Annotated in this window: 13 protein-coding genes and 1 pseudogene; 8 read left to right on the top strand and 6 right to left on the bottom strand. The window is 70.4% G+C overall.

What is annotated here, in order from left to right:
- Positions 1-12: 12 nt before the first annotated feature.
- The gene (locus tag K2L43_RS12120) at positions 13-1,353 is read right to left on the bottom strand and encodes an efflux RND transporter periplasmic adaptor subunit (RefSeq protein ID WP_231403387.1); all 1,341 of its coding nucleotides are present in this window, start codon (positions 1,351-1,353) and stop codon (positions 13-15) included.
- Positions 1,354-1,729: 376 nt separating this feature from the next.
- Between K2L43_RS12120 and K2L43_RS12115 the strand changes: the two genes are divergently transcribed.
- Both K2L43_RS12115 and K2L43_RS12110 read left to right on the top strand, forming a co-directional pair.
- Positions 1,730-2,398 (top strand): DUF937 domain-containing protein, encoded by a 669-nt coding sequence (locus tag K2L43_RS12115; protein ID WP_220637641.1) that lies wholly within the window; start codon positions 1,730-1,732, stop codon positions 2,396-2,398.
- 179 nt (positions 2,399-2,577) lie between these two features.
- On the top strand, positions 2,578-3,015 hold the full coding sequence (locus K2L43_RS12110; protein WP_011805990.1) for a CBS domain-containing protein: 438 nt from the start codon (positions 2,578-2,580) through the stop codon (positions 3,013-3,015).
- 176 nt (positions 3,016-3,191) lie between these two features.
- Here the strand turns inward: K2L43_RS12110 and K2L43_RS12105 are convergent, their stop codons facing one another.
- The 4 genes from K2L43_RS12105 to K2L43_RS12090 all read right to left on the bottom strand — a co-directional run bounded on the left by K2L43_RS12105 (position 3,192) and on the right by K2L43_RS12090 (position 7,163).
- Positions 3,192-3,995: an ABC transporter ATP-binding protein gene (locus tag K2L43_RS12105; RefSeq protein WP_220637640.1), complete on the bottom strand. Its 804-nt coding sequence runs from the start codon at positions 3,993-3,995 to the stop codon at positions 3,192-3,194.
- Entirely contained in the window at positions 3,992-4,933 is a 942-nt protein-coding gene (ntrB, locus tag K2L43_RS12100) for a nitrate ABC transporter permease (RefSeq protein WP_220637639.1), read from the bottom strand. Before ntrB ends, K2L43_RS12105 begins: the two co-directional genes overlap by 4 nt.
- 33 nt (positions 4,934-4,966) lie before the next feature.
- Positions 4,967-6,211, bottom strand: coding sequence for a CmpA/NrtA family ABC transporter substrate-binding protein (locus K2L43_RS12095; RefSeq protein WP_220637638.1), 1,245 nt, complete (start codon positions 6,209-6,211; stop codon positions 4,967-4,969).
- 331 nt (positions 6,212-6,542) lie between these two features.
- Complete coding sequence (locus K2L43_RS12090) at positions 6,543-7,163, bottom strand: ANTAR domain-containing response regulator (RefSeq protein ID WP_011805986.1); 621 nt, start codon at positions 7,161-7,163, stop codon at positions 6,543-6,545.
- A 160-nt stretch (positions 7,164-7,323) separates the two neighbouring features.
- On the opposite strand from K2L43_RS12090, the pseudogene K2L43_RS12085 reads away from it, so the two are divergent.
- Together K2L43_RS12085 and tsaD are read left to right on the top strand one after the other, a co-directional pair.
- Positions 7,324-8,483 (top strand): annotated as a pseudogene (locus tag K2L43_RS12085) (branched-chain amino acid ABC transporter substrate-binding protein).
- Between the two features lie 77 nt (positions 8,484-8,560).
- Positions 8,561-9,610 carry a tRNA (adenosine(37)-N6)-threonylcarbamoyltransferase complex transferase subunit TsaD gene (gene tsaD, locus K2L43_RS12080; RefSeq protein ID WP_220637637.1) on the top strand — a complete coding sequence of 350 codons (1,050 nt, stop codon included), beginning with the start codon at positions 8,561-8,563 and terminating at the stop codon, positions 9,608-9,610.
- A 68-nt stretch (positions 9,611-9,678) separates the two neighbouring features.
- On the opposite strand, the gene K2L43_RS12075 is transcribed toward tsaD, so the two are convergent.
- Positions 9,679-11,130 (bottom strand): aldehyde dehydrogenase, encoded by a 1,452-nt coding sequence (locus K2L43_RS12075; protein WP_220637636.1) that lies wholly within the window; start codon positions 11,128-11,130, stop codon positions 9,679-9,681.
- Between the two features lie 158 nt (positions 11,131-11,288).
- Here K2L43_RS12075 and K2L43_RS12070 point away from each other — a divergent pair, with 158 nt between their 5' ends.
- The 4 genes from K2L43_RS12070 to K2L43_RS12055 all read left to right on the top strand — a co-directional run bounded on the left by K2L43_RS12070 (position 11,289) and on the right by K2L43_RS12055 (position 16,160).
- A complete protein-coding gene (locus tag K2L43_RS12070; protein ID WP_220637635.1) occupies positions 11,289-12,716 on the top strand; it encodes an efflux transporter outer membrane subunit in 1,428 nt (475 codons plus the stop codon).
- A 71-nt stretch (positions 12,717-12,787) separates the two neighbouring features.
- A complete protein-coding gene (locus K2L43_RS12065; RefSeq protein WP_011805981.1) occupies positions 12,788-14,188 on the top strand; it encodes an efflux RND transporter periplasmic adaptor subunit in 1,401 nt (466 codons plus the stop codon).
- Positions 14,185-14,955, top strand: coding sequence for an ABC transporter ATP-binding protein (locus K2L43_RS12060; protein WP_011805980.1), 771 nt, complete (start codon positions 14,185-14,187; stop codon positions 14,953-14,955). The genes K2L43_RS12065 and K2L43_RS12060 overlap by 4 nt, the downstream gene beginning before the upstream one ends.
- A complete protein-coding gene (locus K2L43_RS12055; RefSeq protein ID WP_199856234.1) occupies positions 14,955-16,160 on the top strand; it encodes an ABC transporter permease in 1,206 nt (401 codons plus the stop codon). The genes K2L43_RS12060 and K2L43_RS12055 overlap by 1 nt, the downstream gene beginning before the upstream one ends.
- Positions 16,161-16,265: the final 105 nt, after the last annotated feature.

Below are 16,265 nucleotides of genomic sequence, written 5' to 3'. Positions count from 1 at the left end.
CTGACCTCGTGCTCAGCGGGATGCGCCGGGGCGGGCGGTGATGTCCACGCTCTGGCCCGCCGCGGGGGGGGCGCTGGCGGCGGGTGCTGGCGCCGCGGCGGCCGGGCCGTTCTTGGTGTTCAGGTCCACCACCTGGGGCGCCACCTTGTCGCCGGGCTTGATGCGCTGAAAGCCATCCACCACCAGGCGCTCGCCGGGTTGCAGGCCGCTGTCCACCAGCCAGCGGTTGCCCAAGGCGCGCGCCAGTTCCACGGGGCGCTTCTCGACCACGTTGTCGGCGTTGACCACCAGCACGCTGGCGCGGCCCGTCAGGTCGCGGTTCACGGACTGCTGCGGGATCAGCAGCGCGTCGCTGGCCAGGCCCGTGGGCAGCAGCGCCTGCACGTACATGCCGGGCATGAGCACGCCGTCGGGGTTGGGCACCACGGCGCGCAGCGTCACCGTGCCCGTGGTGTCGTTGACGATCACGCCCGCAAACTGCAGCCGGCCTTCGTGCGGGTAGTCGCTGCCGTCGTCCAGCCGGATGCGCACGCGCATCTGGTTGCCGTCCACCTTCTGGTAGCGGCCGGCCTCCCAGTCGCGCTTGAGCTGTACCAGCTCGGTGCTGGACTGGGTGAAGTCCACGTACATCGGGTCCATCTGCACGATGGTGGTGAGCGCATTGGCCTGGTTGGCCGTCACCAGCGCGCCAGGGGTGACGCTGGACAGGCTGATGCGTCCGGCGATGGGCGCCTCGATGCGGCTGTAGCGCAGGTTGATGCGCGCCGTCTCCAGGTTGGCGCGGGCCACGCCCACGTCGGCGCGGGCCTGCGCGGCCGCGGCCTGGCTCTCGTCATAGGCCTGGCGGCTGATGGCGTCGATCTTGACCAGTTCGGCATTGCGGCGCGCATTGGCCTCCTGCGTGCGCGCCGTGGCCTCGGCGCGGGCCAGGGTGGCCTCGGCGCTGGCCTCGGTGGCGCGCAGCGGGCGGTCGTCGATCTGGTACAGCGGCTGGCCCTTGCGCACCAGCGCACCCTCGGTGAACAGGCGCTGCTGCACGATGCCCGAGACCTGGGGGCGCACCTCGGCGGTCAGGTAGGCGCGGGTGCGGCCGGGCAAGGTGGCGTCCAGTTGCTGCGCGCGCGTTTGCAGGGTGACCACGCCCACGGCGGCGGGGCCCTGTGGCTCGGTGGCTGGCGCGTCCTTGCCGCCACAGGCCGCCAGGCCCAGCGCCAGGGCCAGGCCAGCCAGCCGCTGCGCGAGCGCGCCGTGACGGGCCGCAGTGGTGCACGAGGGGGAAAAAGCGGGTGAAGCGGAAAGACGGGCGGCGCGGGCGGGGCGCTCAATGGGCGCGGGTGTCGTCGCGTGGATCATGGGGCGAAGGCGCAAGGTCTGGAAAGGGTGGCGCAGAGCAGGAAAGCGGGGCCTGGAAGGGCGTCGCAGGGCGCTCCGCTCTGCAGGCACGCGTTGCACTTTCGCACATTGACGGCAAGGCTGCCGTGGTAGCGGCGATTCTTCATGCTTCTTTACAAGGCATTGTCAAAGGGCATCGCGCGCCGCAGAGCCCCCGCCGGCAGGGCGTGGGGGGCGGCTGTTGGCGCTTTAAATCGGCGCTTTGGGCTTGTGTGTTCAGCGTTTGTAGCTATGTAAATGATAGCTACCGACATGCAGCGAAGCCGTGCAGCGCCTACCATGTACGCCTGACGCGGCTGCCGTGGCCGCGCATCACCGTCTGAAGGAGTTGCCTGCCATGAACACTTCCACTTCCGCATCGACCCCGCTGCTGACCCAGCAGCTTTTGCAGCACCTGCAGGGGGCGCCGCTGCAGCAGATGGCCCAGCGCCTTGGCACCGACATCGCCCAGACGCAAAGCGCCGTGGAGATGGCCCTGCCGCTGCTGCTGGGTGCCCTGGGGCGCAACGCCGAGGGGCCGCAGGGTGCGCAGTCGCTGATGGGGGCGCTGCAGCGCGATCACATGGACGCCGCGGCACCTGCGGCGCAGGGCATCGGCGGCCTGGACCTGGGCGGGCTGCTGGGGTCGGTGCTGGGCGGCGGCATGGCCGGCGGCGCCGGGCAGGGCGGCGATGCGGGCGCCATCCTGGGCCATATCTTCGGCGGTGGCCGCGAGAGGGCCGAAGCCGGCCTGGGCCAGGCCAGCGGATTGGGTGCGAACGCCGGTCAGCTGCTGCAGATGCTGGCGCCCAGCGTCATGGCGTTCCTGGCGCAACGGGTGCGCAGCGACGGGCTGGACGCGGGTGGTCTGGGGCAGGTGCTGGGCCAGGAGCGCGCCCAGGTGCAGCGCACGGGCGCGCCCGGCGGCGATCTGCTGGGCAGCCTGCTGGACCAGGACGGCGACGGCCAGGTGGGCCTGGGCGACCTGTTCAAGATCGGCGGCAGCCTGCTGGGTGGGCGGCGCTGAGCGCAGCGGCTCAGGCCGCGCCTGCAGCTTCCAAAAGCATAGCTGCACTCGCCCGGCCCTTGGGCGCTGCGACCACCTGGTTGCAACAAATTTTGAACCCGGTTGCGCGCCCGCCCTGGTTCGGCGGACACTGTGGGCGCGTGTTCGGTTTCGTTCCATCCACAGCCAGGGAGGCAGCCATGACGACTGTTGCAGAAATCCTCAGAACCAAAGCCGATGGGCAGGTCCATGCCGTCGAACCTTCGGACACCGTGCTCACCGCGCTGCGGCGCATGGCCGACAAGGGCATCGGTGCGCTGCTGGTGATGGAAGGCGATCAGATCGCGGGCATCTTCACCGAGCGCGACTACGCCCGCAAGATGGTGCTGTTGGGCCGCTCCTCGGGCGACACCCCGGTGAGCGAGGTGATGACGCGCGCGGTGCGCTTCGTGCGGCCCGCGCAGAGCGCCGAGCAGTGCATGGCGCTGATGACAGAAAACCGGCTGCGGCACCTTCCGGTGGTGGAGGGCGGGCGCGTGGTGGGGCTGGTGTCCATCGGCGACCTGGTCAAGAGCGTGATTTCGGAGCAGCAGTTCATCATCGAGCAGATGGAGCTTTACATCACGGGGGTGCGGTGACGGTGTTCCGGGCGGGCCTGTGCCGAGCGGGGCGCGGGCTCTGTGAAGCCCTGCGGTGTGAGTTTCTTCGTCGCTGGCCGGGACTCGCCCCGGCCAGCGGCATGAAACCCAAGGGCAAATGATCAAAAACAATAGCTGCCAGCGCTTGCCCAGCAAGCGCTAGAGCCCAAAAACCCTCAAGCCGCTCTCTCCACGTGCCCCTGCCGCGTGTAGAGAAAGTCGATCACCGCCTTGCGGCACTGCAGGTACCGCGCATCCTCCGCCAGCGCCACCCGGTTGCGCGGGCGTGCAATGCCCACGTCCAGCACCTCGCCAATGGTGGCGGCGGGGCCGTTGGTGAGCATCACGATGCGGTCGGACAGCAGCACCGCCTCGTCCACGTCGTGCGTGACCATGACCACGGTGCTGCGCGTGCGCGCCACGATCTCCAGCAGCTCGTCCTGCAGCCGTGCGCGCGTGAGCGCGTCCAGCGCGCCGAAGGGCTCGTCCATCAGCAGCACCTGGGGCTCCATCGACAGCGCGCGTGCGATGCCCACGCGCTGCTTCATGCCGCCCGATATCTCGCCGGGGCGCTTGTGCGCGGCATGGGCCAGGCCCACCAGTTCCAGCGCGGCGTGGGTGCGCTCCTTCAGCCGGCCCTTGGACTCGCGCGCGCCGAACACGCGTTCCACGGCCAGGTGCACGTTGCCTTCGCAGGTCAGCCAGGGCAGCAGCGAGTGGTTCTGGAACACCACCGCGCGCTCGGGACCGGGGCCTTTGATCTCGCGCCCGGCGCAGATCAGCGCGCCGGCGGTGGGCGTGGTCAGGCCCGCGATCAGGTTCAGCAGCGTGCTTTTGCCGCAGCCCGAGTGGCCGATCAGTGCCACGAATTCGCCCTGGGCGATGGCCAGGTCGATGCCGCGCAGCGCGGGAAACACGCCCTTGGCGGTGCGGAAGGTCTGCTCGACCCCCTGGATCTGCAGGAATTTTGCGTCGCTCATGATTGCACCTCCTCGAACGTGAAGGCCGTGGCCAGCCGGACCAGCGCCCATTCCAGCAGCAGGCCCACGCCGCCGATGACGAAGATGGCCACCAGGATGTTGGTGACGTTCAGGTTGTTCCACTCGTCCCACACCCAAAAGCCAATGCCCACGCCGCCGGTGAGCATCTCGGCCGCCACGATCACCAGCCAGGCCGTGCCCACGGCCAGGCGCACGCCGGTCAGCATGTAGGGCAGCACCGCCGGGAACAGGATGGTGGTGGCGATCTTCCATTCGCTCAGGTTGAGCACGCGCGCCACGTTCATGTAGTCCTGCGGCACGCGTTGCACACCCACGGCGGTGTTGATGACCATGGGCCAGATGGAGCAGATGAAGATCGTCCAGATGGCGGCCGGGTTGGCGCCCTTGAACACCAGCAGGCCGATGGGCAGCCACGCCAGCGGCGAGACGGGCCGCAGCAGGCTGATGACCGGGTTGCACATGCGCGAGAGGAACGCGAAGCGCCCGATCACGAAGCCCGCCGGTATGCCCACCAGCGCGGCCAGGCCGAAGCCCACGGCCACGCGCTGCAGGCTGGCCAGCACGTTCCAGCCCACGCCCTGGTCGTTGGGGCCGTTGCGGTAGAACGGGTCGCTGAAGATCTCCACCGCCTGCGCCCAGGTCTGCAGCGGGCCAGGAATGCTCTGGCCCGTAGTGGCCGAGACCACGGCCCACAGGCCCAGCAGCAGGCCCACGCCGCACAGCGGCGGCAGCACGGCCAGCCAGAGCGCGTTCCAGCGCTGGCGCGCGTCGCTGCGCGGGGGTGGGCTGGCAGGCCCTGAGGGTTTTGGGCCTGCAGAGCTTGTGGGATAAGCGATGGCAGCTATCGATTTGGAAGCATCGGACGCGCCGGCCGGCGCTTGCGGCTCCAGCGGGCTGTGAAAGACGGCACTGACCATGGTTTCTCCTGTGGGGGTGGGGCGATCGGGGCGTCAGGCCTTGAGCTTGAAACCGTCGGCGTACTTCGCGGGGTCCTTGCCGTCCCAGACCACGCCATCCACCAGCTTGTGGCTGCGCATGTCGCTTGCGGGCAGGGGGGTCTTCGCGGCCGTGGCGGCTTGGCGGTACACGTCGGTGCGGTTGATGGCCTTGGCCACGCCCAGGTAGTCCGGGTGGTCCTTGAGCAAGCCCCAGCGCTTGTGCTGGGTCAGGAACCACATGCCGTCGGACAGGTAGGGGAAGTTCACCGCGCCGCCGCCATAGAACTTCATGTGGTCGGGGTCGTCCCAGGTCTTGCCCAGGCCGTCCTGGTAGCGCCCCAGGATGCGCTGGTTGATGGCGTCCACGCTGGTGTTCACGTAGGCCTTGCCGGCGATGGTCTCGGCCATCTGGTTCTTGTGGGCCAGGCTTTCGTCGATCCAGCGGCTGGCCTCCAGGATGGCGGCCGTCACGGCGCGCGCGGTGTTGGGGTACTTCTGCACGAAGTCGGCGGTCGTGCCCAGCACCTTTTCGGGGTGGTCCTTCCAGATCGCCTGCGTGGTGGTGGCCGTGACGCCAATGCCGTCCATGATGGCGCGGTGGTTCCAGGGCTCGCCCACGCAGAAGCCGTCCATGTTGCCCACGCGCATGTTGGCCACCATCTGCGGGGGCGGCACGGTGATGACCTTGGCGTCCTTCAGGGGGTGGATGCCGTGCGCGGCCAGCCAGTAGTACAGCCACATTGCATGCGTGCCGGTGGGGAAGGTCTGCGCAAAGGTGTACTCGCGCCGTTCCTTGGCCATCAGCTGGGCCAGGCCTGCGCCGTTGACGGCCCCCTTGTCGGCCAGCTTGCGCGACAGCGTGATGGCCTGGCCGTTGTGGTTGAGCGTCATCAGCACGGCCATGTCCTTCTTGGGACCGCCCACGCCCAGATGCACGCCGTAGACCAGGCCGTAGAGCACATGGGCGAAGTCCAGCTCGCCGTTGACCAGCTTGTCGCGCACGCCGGCCCAGCTGGCCTCCTTGGTGGGGATGATCTTCACGCCGTACTTCTGGTCGATGCCCAGCACCGATGCCATGACCACGCTGGCGCAGTCGGTGAGGGGGATGAAGCCGATGCGCACCTCTTTCTTCTCGGGGGCGTCCGAGCCCTGGGCGTGCACCAGGGCACGCAGCGCGGGGCTCACGCCCACGGCGCCCACGGTGGCCGCCTGCAGCACGGTGCGTCGGGGGATTCGGGTGTGGAGCAGATCGGTCATGCAAGAGTCCTTTGGGGTCGTCAAAAAAGCAGTGCAGCAACGGAAAAAGGCGTCCTCACGCCGCGCGGCCGGCGCATGTGCGCTGTCCGAGCGGGTGGGGACGCCTTTGTCCTGGGAGCCTGGCCCTTCCGCCGTTGGAAGGGCCTGGTGCGTGACCAGCGGTGGTCACCGGGCCTGTTGCAAGCGGTGTGCCATCTTTGGGGTTGCTTTTATTTTGATAGCTGTTTGCGCTTGATGGTCGGGCGTTTCAGGCCTTTTTTGTTTGAAAGCCTCATCCCTGTGTGGCGCGGCATCGGATGCACCGCATTTGTGCAATGCACAAACCAGCGCATCAACCCAGCAAATCGGCCGCGTCCAGCATGCGCTGCGCCACCTCGGCCAGGCGCAGGCCGCGGTCCATGGCGGCGCGGCGCAGCCGCTCGTAGGCCTGCTGCTCGGTCAGGCCCTGGCGCTGCATCAGCAGGCCCTTGGCGCGGTCGATGGTCTTGCGCTCGTGCAGGGCGGTGCGTGCCTGCGCCAGTTCGGTGCGCAGCGCCTGTTCGTGGGCAAAGCGGGCCAGCGCCACCTCCAGGATGGGGCGGATGCGCTGCGGCGCCAGGCCCGCGACGATGTAGGCCGTCACGCCCGCGGCCAGCGCGTCCTTCACGTGGCGCGTGTCCTCGTCGTTGGTAAACATGACGATGGGGCGGGGCGCCTCGCGCGTGGCCATCACCACATGCTCCAGCGCGTCGCGGGCCTCGCTTTCGGCGTCCACGATCACCAGGTCGGGCTGCAACTGGGCCAGGCGCTCGCCCAGGAACATGTCGCCCGGCAGCGTGGCCACGAGGTTGAAGCCGTTCTCCAGCAGCCCGATGCGCAGCGCGCGCGAACGCTCGGCCTGCAGCGCCGCGTGCGCGTCGCCGTCGGCCGCCAGGTCCGGCGCCACCACCACGATCCGCAGTTGTTCAGTCATGCCGCAGGCGCCAGCAAGAAATACGCCACACCCGCCCCGATGCGTTGTGGAAGATTGCCGAAACGCGCCGGTTGGGGCCGCGGGCAATTCCCCTGGCGCGCGCGGCATCCTTTCGCGAACATCCTGTCACATATCCACATGAACGAGAGAGGAGTCGACTGTGCAGCAGGGAATCAAACGACGCGGTTTTTCCGCCAGCCTGGGGCTGGCGGCGTTGGGAGTGGCGGGTGGATCACGGGATGCAGCAAGGTGCCGGACACCATCAAGATCGGTGTGGCGCAGCCCTTGTCCGGCCCCTTGGCGGGTTTGGGGCAGGACCTGCTCAATGGCGTGAAGCTGGCGGTGGACGAGATCAACCGATCCGGCCTGAACGTGGACGGCAAGCGCGTGACGCTGTAGGTGGTGGCGCAGGACGACCGCGCGGACGCCGCTTCGGGCAAGGCGGCTGCGCAGCAGCTGCTGGAATCGGGCGTGGTGGCCGTCATCGGGCACTTGAACTCGGGCGTGAGCCTGGAGACCGCGCCCATCTATGCCGCCAAGGAGGTGCCGCAGCTCATCATCTCCACCAACCCGCGCATCACGCAGCTGGGGCTGGCCACCACCTTCCGCATCGTCGCCAACGACAACCTGCAGGCGCGCGCCATCGGCGCGTTCGCGGCCGCGCAGCTCAACGCCGATGCCTACGCGGTGGTCGACGACGGCTCGCCCTACGGCAAGGGACTGGCCGAGGGCGCGGCCGCGCAGTTGCTGGCGGCCAAGAAGCACATCGCCGTGCGCCAGAGCTTCGACGACAAGACCGTGGCCTTTGCTGAACTGGCGGCCCGGCTCAAGGAGGCGCAGGTGCGCGTCATCGTCTGCATGCTCAACGACTTCCAGGCGCTGGCGCTGCTGCAGGAACTGCAGAAGCTGGGCCACAGCCGTGTGGCGCTGCTGGGCGGCGACCTGGTGAAGACGGCCGACATGGCCAAGGGCATGGGCGTGATCGACGGGATCTACGCCACCTCGCCGGTGCTGGACGTGGCCGAGTTCACCACCGGCCGCCAGTTCCTGGAGAAGTACATCGCCGCCTTCCAGAAGCCCCCGGCCTATGGCGGCCACTACACCTACGACGCCGTGTACGTGGTCAGCGAGGCGATCAAGAAGGCCGGCTCCGCCGCGCCCGCCGACATCACGCGCGCGCTGCGCGGCATCAACGGCTACGCCCCCGTCACCGGCACCATGGCCTGGGACGACCGGGGCGAGCTGCGCTATGGCGCCGTGGGCGTGTACGAGCTGCGCAAGGGCCAGTGGGAGCTGCGCATGCGCTCCGACCGCTGGTAGCCGCCGTCCGGGTATGCGCGGGCGTGCGATTGCCCCCGGCCCGGCGGGCGCGGGGGGCGGCCACTACACTCGCGGGCATGAGTCAGCTGATCCTCGGTATCGAATCTTCCTGTGACGAAACCGGCGTGGCCCTGGTGCGCGCCGGCGAGGGCGGCGCCGTGCCCGTGCTGTTGGCGCATGCGCTGCACAGCCAGATCGACATGCACCAGGCCTATGGCGGCGTGGTGCCCGAGCTGGCCAGCCGCGACCACATCCGCCGCGTGCTGCCGCTGACCCGCGAGGTGCTGCGCGAATCGGGCGAGCGCCTGGAGGATGTGGACGTGGTGGCCTACACGCGCGGGCCGGGCCTGGCGGGTGCGCTGCTGGTGGGCGCGGGCGTGGCCTGCGCGCTGGGCGCAGCGCTGGACAAGCCCGTGCTGGGCGTGCACCACCTCGAAGGCCATCTGCTGTCGCCGTTCCTGAGCAGCGACCCACCCGAATTCCCGTTCGTCGCGCTGCTGGTGTCGGGCGGGCACACGCAGCTCATGCGCGTGGAGGGCGTGGGGCGCTACGAGATCCTGGGCGAGACCATCGACGACGCGGCGGGCGAGGCCTTCGACAAGTCGGCCAAGCTCATGGGCCTGGGCTACCCCGGCGGGCCGGCGCTGTCGCGCCTGGCCGAGCATGGCAGCGCCACCGCGTTCAAACTGCCGCGCCCGCTGCTGCACAGCGGCGACCTGGACTTCTCGTTCGCAGGCCTCAAGACCGCCGTGCTGACCCAGGCCAAGAAGCTGGGCGACGAACTGTCCGCGCGCAAGGCCGACCTGGCCGCGAGCACCGAGGCCGCCATCGTGGAGGTGCTGGTCAAGAAGACGCTGGCCGCCCTTCAGAAAACAGGGCTCCAGCGCGTGGTGGTGGCCGGCGGCGTGGGCGCCAACCGGCATCTGCGCGCGCAACTCAACGCGGCCTGCGCGCGAGCCAAGGTGCGTGTGCACTACCCCGAGTTGCACCTGTGTACCGACAACGGCGCCATGATCGCCATGGCCGCGGCCATGCGCCTGCAGGCCGGGCAGCAGCAGCCCAACCGCGATTACGCCTTCGACGTGAAGCCGCGCTGGCCGCTGGACGCCATCACGCTCGCGGCCTGAAGATATGGGTCAAAATAGGCTCCAGCGCTTGTCTATCAAGCGCTGGTAGCTCACATTTTGGTAGCAAGCTAGAACGGGTAGTGGCGCGGCGCGGTCTGCACCGTGATCCAGCGCAGTTCCGTGAACTCGCGCACGCCCGCCATGCCGCCAAAGCGCCCCCAGCCCGACTGCTTCACGCCGCCAAAGGGCATCTGCGGCTCGTCGTGCACCGTGGGGCCGTTCACATGGCAGATGCCGGACTCGATGCGTGCGGCCACGTTCCAGGCGCGCGCCACGTCGCGCCCGAACACGGCGGCCGACAGGCCGTAGGAGGTGTCGTTCGCGGTGGCGATGGCTTGCTCCACGCCGCGCACCCGCACGATCGCCTTGACCGGGGCAAAGGTCTCCTCGTGGTAGATGCGCATGGCGGGCGTCACCCGGTCCAGCAGCGTGGCGGGCATCAGCGGGGTGTCGCTTTTGCCGCCGCACACCAGCGTCGCGCCCTGGCCCAGCGCGTCGTCGATCAGCGCGTTGCAGCGCTGCACGGTGGCCATGTCCACCACCGGGCCCAGCACCACGGGGCCCTGGCGCGGGTCGCCCAGCGGCAGGGCGCGGGCGCGTTCGGCCAGTTGGTGCACGAACGCATCGGCCACAGCCTCGTCCACCACCAGGCGCTCCGTGGACATGCAGATTTGCCCCGAATTGGCGAACGCGCCAAACACGGCGGCGTTCACGGCGGCATCCACGTCGGCATCGTCCAGCACCACCAGCGGGGCCTTGCCGCCCAGCTCCAGCACCACGGGCTTGAGGTGGCGCGCGCAGGTTTGCGCCACCAGCCGCCCTACCTTGGTGGAGCCCGTGAAGTTCACGCGGCGCACGGCTGGGTGGGCCACCATGGCCTCCACCACGTCGGCCGCATCGCCGGGCGCATGGGTGATGAAGTTCACCACGCCCGCGGGCAGGCCGGCGTCGTGCAGCGCCTCGGCAATGAGGCGGTGGGTGGCCGGACAGGTTTCCGAACCCTTGAACACCACCGTGTTGCCGCAGGCCAGTGGCGTGGCAATGGCGCGCACCCCCAGGATGACCGGCGCATTCCACGGCGCCATGCCCAGCACCACGCCGGCGGGCTGGCGCACGCCCATGGCCAGGCTGCCCGGCATGTCGGACGGGATCACCTCGCCGGCGATCTGCGTGGTGAGGGCGGCGGCCTCCTGCAGCAGGTTGGCGGCCAGGTGCACGTTGAAGCCGGCCCAGGCGGCAGAGGCGCCGGTCTCGGCCGCCATGGTGGCGGCGAAGGCATCGGCGCGCGCCGTGAGGGCCTGCGCGGCGCGCTGCAGCAGGTCGCGCCGCGCGGCGGGGCCCAGCGCGGCCCACGCGGGAAAGGCCCGGGCGGCCGCCTGCACGGCGGCCACGGCGTCTTCGGGGGTGGCCGCAGCGGCCGTGGTGGCAATGCGGCCATCCAGCGGGTTGCGGCGCTCGAAGGTGGCGCCGCCCGAGGCGGGCCGGGGCGCGCCGTCGATCAGCAGGGGAAGAGGGGGCATGGGAACTCCTTTGCGAGGGGCGGCCGCGGCGGTGAGGCCACGCGGGCATTTGGCACGCAAGGGTAGCAGCGTGCCACGCCACGGGTTCTCCGGTTTTCTTTACAAAAGTTCATCTGCCGCTGGTGGCGCTGACAAGGAGCGCTGTAACAATTGCCCTCATGTTTGCCGCAGCGCTTCCTTCTCGCTCCCGCCGTCGCCCGCGCGCTTCGGCGCCACTGGCCTTGCTGGCCGCCCTGGTGCTGGCCGGTTGCGCCACGCGGCCGCCTCCCGCGCTGGAGGGGGCGGTGGCCACTCCCGCCGCCTGGGCCGGCCAGGGGGCAGTGCAGGGCGGCGCGGCCGCGACCCCGCAAGACCTGGCCCAGTGGTGGCGGCAACTGGGCGATGCGCAGCTCACCGGCCTGGTGGAACGCGCGCTGCAGTCGCACACCAGCATGCGCAGCGCACGCGCCGCCGTGGAGCAGGCGCGTGCCCAGCGCGACGTGCAGGCCGCCGGCCTGCTGCCTTCCGTGAACGCATCGGGCTCCGCCCAGCGCAGCCGCAGCAATGGCAGCACCGGCAACACTTTCCAGGCGGGACTGGACGCGAGCTGGGAGCCCGACCTGTTTGGCCGCCTGTCCAGCGGGGTGCGCGCCAGCGAGGCCGACCTGCTGGCCGCCGAGGAAGGCGTGGCCGCCGCCCAGGTGGCATTGGCCGCCGAGGTGGCGGTGAACTACATCAGCCTGCGCAGCCAGCAGCAGCGCCTGCAGATTGCCCAGCAGAACCTGGCGGCGCAGAGCGAAACCGCGCAGATCGTCCAATGGCGTGTGCAGGCGGGGCTGGCCAGTTCGCTGGCGGCCGAGCAGGCCCGCGCCGCCGTGGAGCAGACCGCCGCCCAGGTGCCCACGCTGCAGGCGGGCATCGCACAGGCGCGGCATGCGCTGGCGGTGCTCACCGGCCAGCCGCCCGCGGCGCTGGACGAGGCCCTGGCCGCGCACGCGCCCGTGCCCCAACCGCCGGTGGACCTGGCGCTGGCCTTCCCCGCAGACACGCTGCGCCAGCGCCCCGACGTGCGCCAGGCCGAGCAGCGCGTGCGCGCCGCCTGGGAGCGCGTCGCCCAGGCCGAGGCGCAGCGCATGCCCAGCCTGCGCATCAGCGGAACGCTGGGCCTGCGCGCCCTCACGCTGGGCGCGCTCACGGGTGGGGGCGCCACGGTGGCGTCGCTGCTGTCCAGCGTGTCGCTGCCGGTGTTCGATGGCGGGGCGCTGCGTGCCCAGGTGCGCGCGCAGGAGGCTGCGCTGCAGCAGGCGCAGGTGGGCTACGAGGAATCGGTGCTCGGCGCGCTCAAGGATGTGGAAGATGCGCTCGTCGCGCTGCAGGGCGACCGTGACCGACTGCAGCGCCTGTCCGCCGCGGCCGAGGCTGCGGGCAACGCGGCGCTGCTGGCGCAGAACCAGTATGCGAGCGGGCTGGTGGACTTCCAGACCGTGCTGGACACCCAACGCACGCTGCTGTCCGCGCAGGACAGCGTGGCCAGCACGGCCGCCAGCGTGAGTACCGACCATGTGCGCCTGTACAAGGCGCTGGGAGGCGGCTGGCCCGCGCCCTGAGCGGCCCCCCCAAAAAACCTGCTGAATGACCCGGCGCTGCCGCCCAAGCGGCGCCTTCCCAGGCAAGAACCATGACCGACCAAGAATCCCCAAGCTCTTCCAGCGCCCCCGCTTCCCATGCCGCCGCGGCGGCCCCGCAGCGCCTGCAGGCCCTGCTGGGCGACGGCCTGCGCCGGCGCTGGTGGCAGAGCATCACCCTGTGGCTGGCCGTGCTGGTGCTGGCCGCCGCTGCCGGCGGCTGGTGGTACTGGCAGGACCGCCAGCGCGCCCAGGCGGCGCCGCGCTATGTCACGCAGGAGGTGCAGCGTGGGCAGATCACGCTCACCGTGGCGGCCAACGGCACGCTGCAGCCCACGCGGTCGGTGAACATCGGCAGCGAACTCTCAGGCACCGTGCGCCGCGTGCTGGTGGACGTGAACGACCAGGTCAAGAAGGGCCAGGTGCTGGTGGAGCTGGACACCACCAAGCTCGACTCGCAGGTGCTGCGCTCGCGCGCTTCGGTCGCGTCGGCGCAGGCGCGCCTGGCACAGGCGCAGGCGACCATGCAGGAGGCGCGCGCCAGCCTGTCTCGCCTGGAGGAGGTGGCCCGCCTGTCCGGCGGCAAGGTGCCTTCGGCGGCCGAGCTGGACACCGGCCGCGCCGCCTACGAGCGCGCCCAGGCCGACGAGGCCGCTGCGCGCGCCAGCGTGCAGGATGCGCGCGCGGCGCTGGCCACCGACGAGACCAACGTCACCAAGGCCTCCATCCGATCGCCGATCGACGGGGTGGTGCTCTCGCGCGCGGTGGAGCCGGGCAATGCCGTGGCCGCGTCGCTGCAGGCGGTGACGCTGCTCACCCTGGCAGAGGACCTGACCAAGCTGCGCCTGGAGGTCAACGTGGACGAGGCCGACGTGGGCTCGGTGCGCCCGGGCCAGAAGGCCACCTTCACCGTGAGCGCCTACCCCTCGCGGCGCTACCCGGCGCGCACCACGCGCGTGGCCTTCGGCTCCACCAAGACCGACAACGTGGTCACCTACATCACCTACCTGGAGGTGGACAACGGCGATCTGAGCCTGCGCCCCGGCATGACGGCCGCGGCCACCATCACCTCCACCGAGCGCAATGACGTGCTTACCGTGCCCAACACGGCCCTGCGCTTCAAGCCCGCGAGCGCGGCGGGGGAAGCCCCCCAGGCAGGCCGGCCCGGTGCACAGGGCAGCTCTGGCGCAAGCGCGGGCGGCAGCGGCGGCATCATGTCCCAGCTCATGCCGCGCATGCCGCGCCCCTCGGGCCAGCGGCGCAGCGCGGGCGCGGACGGCAGCCGCGGCGACGGCCCCCAGCGCCAGGTGTGGGTGCTGCAGGACGGCACGCCCAAGCCCGTGCGCGTGAAGACCGGCATCAGCGACGGCCGCGTCACCGAGGTGGAGAGCGACGAGCTGCAGCCGGGCATGCAGGTCATCACCGACCAGCTTGCGAGCGGGGCGAAGCCATGATGGCGCCCGCCGATGCGCAGCCGCTGATCCGCCTGCGCGGCATCACCAAGGTGTACGGCGAGGGCGCGCTGGCCTTCCAGGCGCTCAAGGGCGTGGACCTGGACATCGACAGCGGCGACTTCGTGGCCATCATGGGCCCCAGCGGCTCGGGCAAATCCACGGCCATGAACGTGCTGGGCTGCCTGGACCGGCCCACCGCGGGCACCTACCTGTTTCGCGGGCTGCCGGTGCACTCGCTGTCGCGCGACGACCGTGCGCGGCTGCGGCGGCGCTTCCTGGGCTTCGTGTTCCAGGGCTTCAACCTGCTGGCGCGTACCTCGGCGCAGGAGAACGTGGAGCTGCCGCTGCTGTACCGCGGCGAGAGCACGGCCGCGCGCCATGCGGCTGCGGCCCGCGCCCTGGACGCCGTGGGCCTCAAGGGCTGGGAGCACCACACACCGGCCGAGCTGTCCGGCGGCCAACAGCAGCGCGTGGCGATTGCGCGCGCCATCGTCACCGAGCCTACGGTGCTGCTGGCCGACGAGCCCACCGGCAACCTGGACACGCAGCGCAGCCGCGAGATCATGGAACTGCTGTGGCGCCTGAACACCGAGCAGGGCATCACCGTGCTGATGGTCACACACGAGCCCGACATGGCGCAGTACGCACGGCGCATCGTGCGCTTCGTGGACGGGCGCATCGAAAGCGACGAGCGCAATCCGCACCCGCATGCGCAGGTGCCCCGGGAAGCGCCTGCAAGTGCAGGCACGGGGGAGGTGGCGCCATGATGCTGCTCAACTCCCTGCTGCAGGCGCTGCGCTCGATACGGCGCAACCTGATGCGGTCCTTTCTCACCGTGCTGGGCATCGTGATCGGCGTGAGCGCGGTGATCACCATGGTCACGCTGGGCAACGGCGCGACGCTGGCGGTGCAGGCGCAGATCTCCAGCCTGGGCACCAACCTGCTGCAAGTGCGTCCTGGCCAGCGGCTGGGCCCCGGCGGCAGTGGCGGCGCACCCTCGTTCAAGGATGTGGATGCCGAGGCCATCGCGCAGCAGATCGGCGGCATTCTGGCCGTGGCGCCCGAGGCGCGCACCAGCGCCACCGTGGTGGCCAACGGGCGTAACTGGGCCACCAGCGTCATGGGCAGCACCAATGCCTGGCTGCAGACCGGCAACTGGACGCTGGAAAGCGGGCGCGAATTCACCTCCGACGAGCTGCGCGTGGGCGCTGCCGTGTGCCTGATCGGCCAGACGGTGCGGCGGGAGCTGTTCGCCGGCGGCGATGCGCTGGGTGAGCGCGTGCGCGTGCGCCAGTTTTCGTGCGAGGTGGTGGGCGTGCTGGCCTCCAAGGGGCAGGGCGCCTTCGGCAACGACCAGGACGATCTGGTGCTGCTGCCGCTCAAGACGCTGCAGCGCCGCGTGACGGGCTCCACGCGCGTGCCGACGCTGCTGGTGTCCATGAAGGATGGCAGCGACCCCGAGCGCGTGAAGGCCAGCCTGACCGAGTTGCTGCGCGAACGCCGCAAGCTGGCCGACACCGACGATGACAACTTCAACGTGCTGGACACCAAGCAACTGGCCGACACCTTCTCGGGCACCACGCGCGTGATGACCACGCTGCTGGGCGCGGTGGCGGCCGTGAGCCTGCTGGTGGGCGGCATTGGCATCATGAACATCATGCTGGTGAGCGTGACCGAGCGCACGCGGGAGATCGGCCTGCGCCTGGCCATCGGCGCGCTGGAGCGCGAGGTGCTGATGCAGTTCCTCATCGAGGCCGTGGTGCTGGCCGCTTTGGGCGGCCTCATCGGCATCGTGCTGGCCACGGGCGCGTCGATTGCGCTGGCGCAGGTGATGGGCATCCCCTACGTGTTCCACGCGGGCGTGAACCTGCTGTCGTTCGTGTTCTCGGCGGGCATCGGGGTGCTGTTCGGCTACTTCCCGGCCCGCCGCGCCGCGCGGCTGGACCCCATCGAGGCGCTGCGCCACGAGTGAGGCGCTGCGATGGGGCCGCACGCGGCCGCGGCGTTCGATGCGGACAGGCGCCGGACTGGACAAGCCGGGACAAGGCCCCACATGCGTCGAACGCGGACGGTTTAG

The organism is Diaphorobacter sp. MNS-0 (genome assembly GCF_019602835.1).
GTDB lineage: Bacteria > Pseudomonadota > Gammaproteobacteria > Burkholderiales > Burkholderiaceae_C > Diaphorobacter > Diaphorobacter nitroreducens.
This window is presented reverse-complemented; position numbering and strand designations above follow the sequence as displayed.